The 11555-nt window shown below is 68.2% G+C and carries 11 protein-coding genes and 2 tRNA genes; 3 read left to right on the top strand and 10 right to left on the bottom strand.

Features of this window, described 5'->3' with window-relative positions:
- Positions 1–58: 58 nt before the first annotated feature.
- Complete coding sequence (locus tag AC07O0_RS12185; protein WP_494623296.1) at positions 59–418, top strand: hypothetical protein; 360 nt, start codon at positions 59–61, stop codon at positions 416–418.
- A 5-nt stretch (positions 419–423) separates the two neighbouring features.
- Here the strand turns inward: AC07O0_RS12185 and AC07O0_RS12180 are convergent, their stop codons facing one another.
- The 8 genes from AC07O0_RS12180 to AC07O0_RS12145 form a co-directional block, all read right to left on the bottom strand.
- A complete protein-coding gene (locus AC07O0_RS12180; RefSeq protein WP_494623294.1) occupies positions 424–1470 on the bottom strand; it encodes an acyltransferase family protein in 1047 nt (348 codons plus the stop codon).
- Between the two features lie 45 nt (positions 1471–1515).
- Positions 1516–2520, bottom strand: coding sequence for a glucokinase (locus AC07O0_RS12175; protein WP_494623292.1), 1005 nt, complete (start codon positions 2518–2520; stop codon positions 1516–1518).
- On the bottom strand, positions 2517–3296 hold the full coding sequence (gene otnI, locus AC07O0_RS12170; RefSeq protein ID WP_494623290.1) for a 2-oxo-tetronate isomerase: 780 nt from the start codon (positions 3294–3296) through the stop codon (positions 2517–2519). The genes AC07O0_RS12175 and otnI overlap by 4 nt, the downstream gene beginning before the upstream one ends.
- A 95-nt stretch (positions 3297–3391) precedes the next feature.
- The gene (locus tag AC07O0_RS12165) at positions 3392–4144 is read right to left on the bottom strand and encodes a sulfite exporter TauE/SafE family protein (protein ID WP_494623288.1); all 753 of its coding nucleotides are present in this window, start codon (positions 4142–4144) and stop codon (positions 3392–3394) included.
- A 229-nt stretch (positions 4145–4373) separates the two neighbouring features.
- A complete protein-coding gene (locus AC07O0_RS12160) occupies positions 4374–5360 on the bottom strand; it encodes a hypothetical protein (protein ID WP_494623286.1) in 987 nt (328 codons plus the stop codon).
- 181 nt (positions 5361–5541) lie between these two features.
- Positions 5542–6714, bottom strand: a complete 1173-nt coding sequence (locus AC07O0_RS12155; RefSeq protein ID WP_494623284.1) for a slipin family protein — start codon at positions 6712–6714, stop codon at positions 5542–5544.
- Positions 6715–7085: 371 nt separating this feature from the next.
- A tRNA-Asn gene (locus AC07O0_RS12150) sits at positions 7086–7155 on the bottom strand.
- 1 nt (position 7156) lies between these two features.
- Positions 7157–7228, bottom strand: a tRNA-His gene (locus tag AC07O0_RS12145).
- A 276-nt stretch (positions 7229–7504) separates the two neighbouring features.
- Between AC07O0_RS12145 and AC07O0_RS12140 the strand changes: the two genes are divergently transcribed.
- Entirely contained in the window at positions 7505–7888 is a 384-nt protein-coding gene (locus AC07O0_RS12140) for a hypothetical protein (RefSeq protein WP_494623282.1), read from the top strand.
- 7 nt (positions 7889–7895) lie between these two features.
- Here AC07O0_RS12140 and AC07O0_RS12135 read toward each other — a convergent pair whose 3' ends face one another.
- Positions 7896–8654 (bottom strand): FkbM family methyltransferase, encoded by a 759-nt coding sequence (locus AC07O0_RS12135; RefSeq protein ID WP_494623280.1) that lies wholly within the window; start codon positions 8652–8654, stop codon positions 7896–7898.
- A complete protein-coding gene (mdoH, locus tag AC07O0_RS12130; protein ID WP_494623278.1) occupies positions 8651–10459 on the bottom strand; it encodes a glucans biosynthesis glucosyltransferase MdoH in 1809 nt (602 codons plus the stop codon). Before mdoH ends, AC07O0_RS12135 begins: the two co-directional genes overlap by 4 nt.
- Before the next feature lie 90 nt (positions 10460–10549).
- Here mdoH and AC07O0_RS12125 point away from each other — a divergent pair, with 90 nt between their 5' ends.
- Complete coding sequence (locus AC07O0_RS12125; RefSeq protein WP_494623276.1) at positions 10550–11509, top strand: zinc-dependent alcohol dehydrogenase; 960 nt, start codon at positions 10550–10552, stop codon at positions 11507–11509.
- Positions 11510–11555 lie beyond the last annotated feature (46 nt).

Here is an 11555-nt window from a genome sequence, read left to right as displayed (position 1 = left end):
GGTGGTGCAGCTTGATCCACTATGAGATACGTTTTGTATCTCATATGAGATAAAACTCATGCGACAGCCGGCCCCGCGCAAGCCCAGAACTGCCCGTATCGGCGACAATGGCGGCCCGCCGCTGGAAGAGAAGAAGCGCAAGCTGGAAACCGGCCAAGGCGAGATCGGCCGCACTTTCGACTGGCGCTTCGCCCATCGCAAGGCCTGGAAAAAGCCGCGCGAGATTGCGCTGAGGCGGCAGGAACGGGCCGAGGCGCTCGGTCTCACCTATGAGGAATATACGCTCGAAGTGCTGGAGCGCGGCTATTTCCCGCAGGAGCAGCATGTCGAGACGATCGTCGCCAAGCGGCCGGAACGGCGACGCGATGGCGGCGTCGTCGGGCAGTCGCTGAAAGGGATGCGGCTGAAGAAGCCTTAGGCCATTCAGGCTCGGAGCACCCGCCGCAGGACCTTGGTCATCGGCCGCTCGAACCAATGGTAGACGGCCAGAGCTGCGATCACCGCTGCGACCAGCGCCAGCACGATGAAGAGACCGGTCGCACTCGGCGCGATCCGGGCGAAGACCTCACGCAGCGCCCGCATCGCGAAGGGGTGGACGAGGTAGAGTGCATAGGACGCGTCACCGAGCAGCGCGAGCGAGCGTACCAGCGCCGATGGGGCGGTGACGTTGCGCCCGCAGGCCGCGGCGGTGACCAGGAGCAGTGCGCCGGGGCCTCGCAGGGCGACGGCGCCCCATGACGTCTGGGCCCAGCCGTCGCCGGAAGCGATCACGAACAGCGCAATCCCGACCGCCGCGATCAGCCAGCGCAGGCGGCCGTCGAGCCTGAGACCATTCTGGCGGAGCAGGCCGACCACCATGCCGGCGGCGAATTCGAGCACGATCGGCTGGCCCCAGAAGCCGAAGGGCAAGGGCAGGGGCCCGGCCAAAGCCTGCGCTCCGACCAGGCCGGCAAGCGCAGTGCAGACGAGCGGCACGACCAGCCGGCCCGGCGCGAGCAGCGCTGCGCCGAACAGGGCATAGAACAGCATCTCGTAGTTCAGCGTCCAGCCAAGCGAATAGATCGGCTGCAGCTGGTTTTCGGCGTTCGCCATCGGCCAGAACAGGTAGGACGCAGCGATCTGCGGCAGACTCGGCGCGCCGGAATTGATCAATGCGGGCGAAGCGAGGAGCATGACGAGGAAGAGCGTGGTCGCGGCCCAATAGAGCGGCACGATCCGGGCGATACGCCGGGCGATGAACAGGCGCGTCCCGTCCGGCCGGTCGAACAATCCGGCCGAGGAATGCACCATGATGAAGCCGGAAATGACGAAGAACAGGTCGACGCCGGCGGTCCAGGGCAGAGCATGCGAAGGCGTGAAGGCGGTGCCCGCCCTCGCCGCGAGGAAGCCCGCATCGGCCTGGACGTGATGGATCGCAACCATCAGAGCAGCGAGCGCGCGCAGGACCTGGATGCCGTAGAGCTGGGGCAAGGCTGAGAATCGTCTTCGAACAGGGGCGGGTGAGCGCGAGCGCGCTCAGGCAAACCACAAGCGCGCGGGATCGTCGAGGCCGAAGCGGCCGGGAGTGGCGGCGATTGCCGCCAGGCCCTGTTCGGCCGGGTCATCGGCCGTGATGACGTTGAGCGCGAAGCGGGCGGCGAGATCCTCGACCGGCGGCTTGCCGGCGAAGACGGCGTGGATCGTCGCCTTGTCGGCGAGCGGCAGGATGCGCGGGACGATGCCGCCGGCGAGATAGACCCCGCCCGTCGCCTTGAAGCCGAGCGCGAGATCGCCGGCGACACGCGCCAGCAGCCGCCAGAAGCAGACCACCGCCATCAGCGCACCGGGATTGCCATCGAGCGCGAGCGTGGTGACGTCGGCAGCACTGACGTCCGGTTCGGCTACGTCGGATTGCCGCATCACCGCGCGATGGAAGCGGATGAGGCCGCTGCCACTGAGCAGTTCCTCGACGGTGACGCGCGCGACGCCCTCGGCCAAAGCCGGCCAGAGCTTCACCTCGGTCGGGTCCTCGGGGCCGATGCCGATATGGCCGGATTCTGTCGGCACCAGCATGCCGGTGTCGCCGCGCCGCAGGAGGGCAGCGGCGCCGAAGCCGGTGCCGGGGCCGAGCACGAGGCGCGGGCCTTCGGGTTCCGGCTGGCCGCGGACGAGATTGACGAGGTCGCGGTCCCTGAGCACCGCCAGCGAGGCGGCGAGCGCCTCGAAATCATTGACCAGCAGGCCCTGCTCGAAACCGAGCGCCTTGCCGAGCAACGGGCCGTCGAAATGCCAGCTGGCATTGGTGAGTTGCGCTTTTCGCCCATCGAGCGGACCGGCGACGGCGAGGATCGCCGAGCGCGGCTTCACCGTCAGGGTCGACAGCACCGAGCCGAGCGCGGCTTCCGGCGTCGGATGCGCGCCGGTGCTGATCCGGGCCAGCGGCTCATGCAGCGCGCCGGGTGTCTGCACCAGCGAGAGCCGGCAATTGGTGCCGCCGATATCGGCGACGAGGACCGGATGAGGAAAGCGGGGGCCGCTCACGCGTGCTTCTTCCAGGGCGAGAACCAGCCGAGGCCTTCGAGCGTGCCGGCGCGCGGCCGGTATTCGCAGCCGACGAAGCCGGCATAGCCCAGCGAATCGAGCTGGGCGAACAGCGCGGGATAATCGGGCCGCGTGCTGTCGGGCTCGTGCCGGCCCTCGGCATTGGCGATCTGGACATGGCCGACCAGCGGATAGAGCGCCTCCAGCCGCGCCCCGACATCGCCGTGGATCAGCTCGCAATGATACATGTCGAACTGCAGCTTGACGTTCGGCCGGCCGGATTCGCGGACATAGGCCGCCGCCTGGTCGAAATCGTTGAGGAAATAGCCCGGCATGTCCTTGCCGTTGATCGGTTCGAGCAGGAGGTCGACGCCATGTTCGCCGAGCTTGTCGGCGGCATAGGCGAGCGAGGCGCGATAGGCCTTCTGGGCGGCTGGATCGTTCGGGTCGGTCAGCCCCGCCATCATGTGCAGGCGCTTGACGCCGGTCTCGTGGACGTAAGCCAGCGCGGTGTCGATCCCCTTGCGGAATTCCTCCTCGCGGCCGGGCAGGGCGGCCATGCCGCGCTCGCCCTTGTTCCAGTCGCCGGGCGGCAGGTTGAACAGCGCCTGCTCGAGCTCGCCGCCAGCGAGCGCGAGGCCGACCTTCTCCGGCGCGTGTTCATAGGGGAACAGGAACTCCACCGCCTCGAAACCGGCCTCGGAGGCCGCCTTGAAGCGGTCGAGGAACTCCCACTCGTTGAACATCATCGAGAGATTGGCGGCAAAACGCGGCATGGTCGGTCTCGTCAGTCGGATCGAGGCGGCAGGCTAGCCCGTTCGGGCGGGCACGTCATCGATAACCTGTGCGGGTGCGTCAGGGTTCCGTGTCGTCAGCCACCCAGCAGGCGCGGCAATGACGAGGCCAGCAGAGCGACGCCAGACAGGGTCAGCAAAGTCAGCACGATGCGGCGGAAGGCCTGTTCGCTGATGCCGATATAGAGCCGCCCGCCGAGCAGCGAGGGGATCAGCATCGCCGGCGCGACGATGGCGAAGGCCGGCCACATCGCGCGCGTGACGTTCCCGGCCAGGACATAGCCGAGCATGGTGGCGGCGAGCATGGTCAGGTTGAAGTTCTGGACGATGGAACGCTGCACATCCTTGTCCATGCGGCGCAACGAACACCACAGCGTCGGCAAGACGCCGGTAAAGCCGCCGAAGCCGCCCATGATGCCGCCCATCAGGCCGATCGCGCCATCGGCCAACCGCCCGCCGAAGCGGACCGGCGGCAGGTGCGGCGCGAACAGCATGATCGGGCACCAGACCGCCAGGAGGATGCCGAGCCCGGCCTTGAACAGATTGGCCTCGACCAAGGGCAGCAGCAGCACGCCGACCGGGATGCCGGCGAGACCGCCGAGCAGAAAGGGCCAGAGCCGGGCGAAATCGAAGCCGCGCCGCACCGTCACGGCCGCGATGGTCTGGCCGGTCAGGCCGCCGAACACGGCCATGACCGCGGCGAGCTTGGGATCGAGCGTCCAGGCCCAGACCGACATCGCGACGAGGCTGAAGGCGAAGCCGGAGAGGCCCTGCACGAAGCCGGCGAGAGCGGCGCCGAGGGCTAGCGTCGCGATGGTGGAGGTGTCCAAGGACGGCTTTCCAGCTGGGGCTGACAGACGGGACAGGTGGGAGGGAACCCCTTCTCCCCTTGCGGGAGAAGGTTGGGATGAGGGGTCTCGCGAGATTGCCGGAAAGCCGGTCCACCTCTCGCGGAGCGTTCCAGACCTGAGCGACCCCTCATCCGTCTCGGCTTCGCCGAGCCACCTTCTCCCGCAAGGGGAGAAGGGAAGAACGGCCAGTCGAGAGCCCGAGGAAAGCCTACTTCTTCGCCTCCGGCTTGGCCGGCGGGTTCGGGTCCTTCGAGAAGCTGCGGAAGACCATGTCGGGCGAGGAGGTGTTGTGGCGCGAATGGGTGGTGCGGCCCATCCAGACATCGGTCGCCTTGCCGCCGGTGAAGGGCATCAGCGCTTCCTCGCGCCAGCCCTTGGCGCCGGGCTCGCGGATGGCGATGCGGGCGACGTCGTTGTTGAACTCGGTGACGTACATCGAGCGCAGCGCGGCGAAGGCCTTGCCGCCGGTCACTGGCTTGTCGAGCACGGCATCGAGCACCATGCGGTTCTCGTCGACGCTGTCGAGCTTGAGCGTGCCGGAGGAGCCGTCCTTGAAGGCGAGCTTGAACGAGAGCGTCTTGGGATCGAAGGCGATCTCCCTGATGTTCACCACAGGGCGGGCGCCATCCTGCTCGATCGGGCCGAACAGGAAGGAGGAGCCATAGGCGGCGGCCGAGAGCTGCTGCGGCGGCAGCGGCCGGACGCGCCAGTAGCCGTCCTGCGGATAGACGACGAGGACCTCATAGGAACCGGTCTTGCCGAGCTTCCAGAGCTGGACGAGGTGCAGGCCCTTCTCGACGCGGTCGCCGACCCGGAAGGTCGTCTCGGCCGGGCGCCAGAAGCTCTCGAAGGTGTAGCCGACGAGCCAGTACTCGATGCTCTCGTAGAAGGTGATGCGCTGCGGCGGCACCGGCGCCTTGTGGACGGGATCGCCGCTCATGTCGCAATCGGTCCAGTCGGCGTCCCAATTGTCGCGCAGCAGGCCGGCGATATAGGCCGGGTGCGCCGCCTCGATGCGGAAGCGCCGGACCTCCGGCGAGATCGCCTTGATGGTGACGTTGTCCTTCTCGGCGCAGGCGACCTGCTCCGACTCGTTCTTGACCTCGACCGCAACGTCGCCGGCGGCGTGGGCTGTGCCAGCGGCAGCGAGAATGAGGGAGAGCGAAACCGTGAGCGAACGGACGAAGCTGCGCATGACCATCCTTCGATAGAGCGGCTGTCGGGGCCGCGATCCTGGAGAGGGCGAGATGAACGCAGGCTGGCCAGCCGATCCGCCTCGCGATGTGCCCCTCATAAAGAAGGCCACGCGCCGATGAAAGCGCGTGGCCCGGGATCCACCATCAGGCGGATGTCAGGTTTGCCGCTGGAGCGGCCGGTCAGGCCTTCCGCTCCAGCTCTTCGGCAGGCGTGCGGCCGAGCCGGTAGAGGTTCTGGAGGAGAGCCTCCAGGCCGGCACCCTGACCTGCGGTGTGCAGGTCGATGCGGCCGACCTTCTCGACCAGCTTCTCGAGCGCCTCGAGCTCCTTGAGGCGAACGAGCAGCGGGTTGTCCTCCATCAGGCGTGCCGTGTTGAGGAGCGAGCGGGTCGCCGCCGTCTCCTCCTGGCGACGGATCAGGTTGGCCTTGGCCACCCGCTCCGCCTCGACGACCTTGTTGAGGAGCTCGCGCACCTCGCCGGGCAGGATCACGTCCTTGATGCCAAGCTCGGTGATCTCGACGCCGAACGCCGCGATCCGCTGGCGCACATAGGCCTTGATCTCGGCATCGATGGCGGCGCGTGCCGCCAGGATGTCGTCGAGCGCCCGGGTCGCGATCGCCTCGCGCACGGCGAACTGCACCAGCCGGTACAGCGTCGTGGCGAGATCGTTCGTCGCCGCCGCGAGCTTCCGCGCGTCGGTGACGCGGTGGAAGGCCGTGAGCGTCACGCGCAGCGCGATGCGGTCCCTGGTCAGGATCTCCTGGGCGGTGATCTCGACCGGCTGGGGCCGCAGATCGACCTTGGCGATCCTGACCGTGCGGCCGACCTGCCAGAAGGCATGACGACCGGGCCGGAGCTCGTCGACCAGCACGCCGTCGAAGAAGAGCAGGCCGACCTCATGCGCCTCGACGAGTGCGAGTCCGACCAAGGGCGAGCGCGTCAGGTCGAGCTTGTCGAGATGACGGGGCTCGACCGCGAGAACGGTCCTGGTGTCGATCAGCTCGCTCTCGACCCGCGTGACGCAGGTCCAGAAGGCGCGCGTCTGCAGCGGCGCGAGGAAGTGCCGGGGCTGACCGTCCAAGGTGACGATCGCGACCTCGCCCGGACCGGTGCGCACGACGTGCAGATGCTGCGCGACGAAGTCCGGATGGCCCTTCTCGTAGACGCTGAGCTGCTCGGCCGGCAGTTCGGTGCCGACGACCGGGACGATGTCGAGGCTGAGCCGCTTCAGCGGGTCGAGCAGTACATGCCGGCCGGGCTCGAGCAGGCGCTCGAACTTGCCGTCGCGCCGGAGCAGGCCGCGCTCGTTCTCGGCGATCCGCGCCGTCAGGCGAAGAATATGTCGCGTCATCGTCACCTCCATGGTCTTGGCCCCTCGCAGCCCTTGCCGCGAGATGCCGCTTGCGGCCGGGGCGGCACCACGCCGCTCCGGCAAACTCGAAAAGGTCGCCGCCCCGCCTTCCAGCGTGGCCGTTGCGGGTCATGGCTTAAAGGCCGCCGAGCGCGCGCGGGACCTCGGGCGGCGCACCGTCACCCGAAGGCGAAGGCTTGCCGCGTCGTGTCGACGGCGGTTTCGGCGGCCGGTATCCGCCATGACGCGGAGCACCGGGCGCGCTTGCCGCTCCAGCCCTCGCGGCCACCGAAGCGGCAGGTCGGGTCGTCACGGCGCGGAAAGCAAGGCGGCTTCCCGATTGTGAATTCGCTTTTGCGGAGCGAATGCTTTGGAACGAAGGATTCGAACCCTCGACAACAAGATTAACAGTCTTGCGCTCTACCCGACTGAGCTAGTTCCATGACCCCGGACGGATTTGAACCGCCGACCTCCCGATCATCTCGGGCGCTCTACCAGACTGAGCTACAAGGCCTCCCCTCCGGCGCGGAACACACTTCCCGCAGAGCGGTGTGCGCCAGCCTGGGCTCGGCGAGCCAGGACACGAGGCGTCCGAAGGGAGGGCTGCTCTAAGGGCAGAGGTGACCTAGCGCAAGCCAGGATTTTCCGGGGCGCGATCACCTTTGGTAACCGAGTGTGAAAACTGAGGCGGCTCCCCGCTGACCTTGCGACATCGGGAGCACTTGCGGTCGCGTTCGGGATCGCGCCCGACTGAGCGTGCTGATGCGGGCCGGGGCGATGATTGATGCAGATGCAGTTGTTGGCCGCCGGCCTGCTGATGATCGTGATCGGCCTCGCCCATTCGGTGATCGGCGAGATCCTGATCTTCCGGCAGTTGCGAGCGGGAACGATCGTGCCATTGCTCGTGCCGGCGCCCCTGCGCGAGCGGCATCTGCGGATCCTCTGGGCCAACTGGCACCTGTGCTCGGTGCTTGGCTGGGCGTTGGCGGCGCTGCTGATCCTGTTCGCCACATCGCCCGATCTGCCGGCACACGCCCTTCAGATACGGATCATCGCAATCGCGACCTTCGCCGGCTCGGCCCTCGTGCTCTGCGCAACCAGAGGCCGGCATCCCGGCTGGCTCGGCCTACTGATCGCCGCCGGGCTCGCCTGGCTCGGGCAGAGCGGCGCCTGAGCGGCCCTCAGCGCGACAGCAGCGCGTAGACGTCGCCGGAGTTCGCCTCGTGCGGGAGGTCGCGGAGGTAGTGGCTCATGGCCTCCGGTCCGACTGCCTCCGGAAAGACCAGTTGCTGGCTCTCGCCGAGCGCGACGTTGAAGCGATAGGGGCCGAGCGCCGCGAGCCGGGCAAGGCAGGCTTCGGCGACATCGCGCTGGATCGTCGTGAACTCGAAGGAGAGGGCGGGCGGTGTCTGCGTGAGCCCGGCGAGGACATGCGCCTCGAAGCCCTCGACATCGATCTTGATGAAGGCCGGCTGCCCATATTCGCCGATCAGCGCATCGAGCGTGGTGCAGGGCACGGTGAGCTCGCGATCCCAGACCTGCTCGCGCCAGCCGTCCTGGCCATGGGCCGCATCGACGAACTCGCCCGAGAGGGTGGAGACGGTCGGGTTGGCGCTGTTGATCCTCAGCGTCGCGCTGCCCTCGCTGTCGCCGCAGGCGGCTTCGACCAGCGTCACCTTGGGATCGCGGCCATGGATCAGGCGCAGGGCGCGGGCGGGGCCGGGCTGAGGCTCGAGCGCGACGACGCGGGCGCCCAGCCGGCGGAAGGAGGAGATGCGGTCGCCGACATGGGCGCCGATATCGAAGGCGAGGTCGCCCGGCCGCAGGAAGCGGGCATAGAGCGAATCCATCGCCGCCTTGCGGGTGTGGTCGCCATGGTAGACGCGCAGCGAGCGCGAGAGGCTCCTGGCGGTGCCCTTGGGATAGGCGACCGGCTTCATCGCGCCTTGCCGCCCTGGATCGCAACGATCTCGGCCGGCGGGGCGAAATCCTCGGGGATGCCGCAGAGGCCGGCGCGGACGAAGAGAGCGCCCAGCGCCGGGGCCGCGGTCAGTATGGCGAAGGGGATGGCGAGGATGTAGCCGGCGGTCAGCGGCAGCGACCAGATTAGCACGGTCGGCGATAGCACGGCGAGTGTGCCGAAGATGTAGAGCCCGAAGATGAGATGCGGCCAGAGGCCGGCGAAGGCGGTGGCGAAGGAGAGGGCATGGGCATCGCGGGCCTGGCCGTTCCAGCCGATTTTCGCCTTGCCGAAGGCGAGGCCGATCATGAACAGCGTCGTGCGGAAGGTCGAGACCGCGCCCTGCAGGAAGGCGAAGACGATCTCGATCAGCGAGGAGGCGATGAAGCGGGCGGTGCCGCCATAGCGCTGCGTGCCGCCCTTGGTCAGCAGGATGTCGGCGAAACCGGCGAGCTTCGGCGACAGATACATCGCGAAGAACAGCACATAGAGGAAGGCGGCGAAGCCCGCCGGATAATCGGCGATGGCGCGATCCTCCAGCACCTTCAGCGGCAACAGCGCGATCATCAGCGTCCAGGCCGGCAGGCCGATGAACATCAGGATTGCCCAGGCGAGCTGGAAGCGGCTCATCGCCTTGAGGCCGGGAATGTCCATGATCTTGAGATATTGCAGATTGCCGAGGCACCAGCGCAGGTCGCGCCGGGCGAATTCGAGCATGGTCGGCGGGTTCTCCTCCCAGCTGCCGGCCTCGACCGGGAGCACGCGGACCTCGTAGCCGGCGCGGCGCATCAATGTCGCCTCGACCTGGTCATGGCTCATGATGGGGCCGCCGAGCGGCGGCCCGCCCGGTACGCTCGGCAGGTGGCAATGGTCGCGGAAGGGCGCGATCCGCACCATGGCGTTGTGGCCCCAGAACGGGCCGCAATCGCCGATCCACCAGGCCGAACCCATGGTGTAGGGCCGCATGCCGTGGCGCATGCCGAACTGGAAGACGCGGGCAAACGCGGACTTGCTGGGCATGCCGACGACCAGGCTCTGCAGGATGCCGAGCTTCGGATAGGCCTGCATCATCCGGGCGAGCTTCACGATGGCGTCGCCGGACATGACACTGTCCGCGTCGAGCGGCAGCATCAGTTCGTAGCGATCGCCCCAGCGATCGCAGAATTCGCGGACATTGCCGGCCTTGTAGCCGGCATTGTCGCTGCGGCGGCGATAGACGATGGTGCAGTCCTCGCCCGCATCACGGGAAAGCTCGGCGGCAAGGGCCTCTTCCTGCGCCGCGACCGCGGGGGCATTCGTGTCGGACAGCACGAAATAGTCGAACCAGCCGCCCTCGCCGGTGGCGTTGAGGCTGTCCTTGACCACGCGCAGCCGTGCGAAGGCGCGGGCCGGGTTCTCGTTGCGTAGCGTCATCAGCACGGCGGTGCGGAGCGCGAGCGGCGTGTCGGTCTCGCCGGCGGCGGCGAAGGGCGCGACCTGATCGAGCCCACCCTTGGTGCCATGCAGCAGCCAGAGCCCGATCACGGCGTTCCAGAAGCCGAGCACCGTCCAGGGCGCGCCGAAGACGAAGGCGATGAAGATTGCGATATCGGCGAGGCTCCAGCCGCCGGCCGAGAGCACATGGGCGAGGCCGTAGAGGAAGGCCGCAAGCGTCAGGAGGTTCAAGGCGGCGACGAGCCAGCGCCGCGCCCGCAGGACCCGGACAGATTGCAAGCCGGCCGGCGTCAGCCTGGTGTCCTCTTGCGCCGCCGCCTGGAACGTGGTCGGAGCGGGACGCTGGTTCATGGCGGTTTCCGTCATAGGCTCGATAAGGCTGGCGGGGAACGGCGCGGAGGGCGATGCGTGGTAAAGCCGGCAATTGCGAACGAAGCAAGCGTGCAGGCGACAGCGCTCTGGTATGCCGCTGCGCGTGAATGCGTCCTGAACACCGAAGCGCTGCCGGAGCTGAGCCCGGATGACTGCCTGGTGCGCACGCTCTGGAGCGGCATCAGCCGCGGCACCGAGCGGCTGGTCTTCGAGGGCCGCGTCCCCGAAAGCGAATATGAGCGCATGCGGACCCCTCTCCAGCAGGGCGCTTTCCCGTTTCCGGTGAAATACGGCTACTGCGCCGTCGGCATGGTGGATGCGGGGCCGGCCGAACTGCTTGGCCGAACGGTGTTCTGCCTGCACCCGCACCAGGATCGCTTCGTCGTGCCGGCGGGCCGCGTGACCCCGCTGCCGGAGGGGCTTCCGCCGAGGCGCGCCGTGCTCGCCGCCAACATGGAAACCGCGCTCAACGGACATTGGGACGCCGGCTCCGGCCCAGCCGATCGCATCGCTGTGGTCGGCGGTGGCGTGCTCGGCCTGCTCACCGCCTTCATCGCAGTTAAGCTGCCGGGCGCGGAGGTGACGCTGGTCGATGTCGACGAGAGCCGCGCCGGGCTCGCGCAGGCGCTGGGCTGCCGCTTCGCGCTGCCGGCCGATTGCCCACGGGATGCCGACCTCGTCTTCCATGCCAGCGCCAGCGCCGCCGGTCTCGCCACGGCGATCGGCGCGGCCGGCTTCGAGGCGCGGATCGTCGAACTGAGCTGGTATGGCGAAGGAACTGTCGCGGCCTCGCTCGGCGGCGCCTTCCATGCCCGCCGCCTGCAACTCGTCTCCTCTCAGGTCGGGCAGATCTCGCCGTCGCGGCGAGCGCGCTTCGACTATGCCCGCCGCATGCAGGCGGCGCTGGCGCTGCTGGCGGATGAGCGGCTCGATGCGCTGATCAGCGACGAGATCGCGTTCAAGGATGCGCCGGCGCGGCTGCCGACCCTGTTCGCCGGCGCGGGGCTGACCGCCGTCCTGCGCTATTGACGCCACGCCCCGGGCTTCGCCAAGACTGCGGCCGCTGAAGGAGACT

The sequence above is a fragment of the Allobosea sp. GW821-FHT10B12 genome, assembly GCF_059415545.1.
Note: the sequence above shows the minus strand (reverse complement) of the source record. Positions and strands in the feature narration are given on the sequence as shown.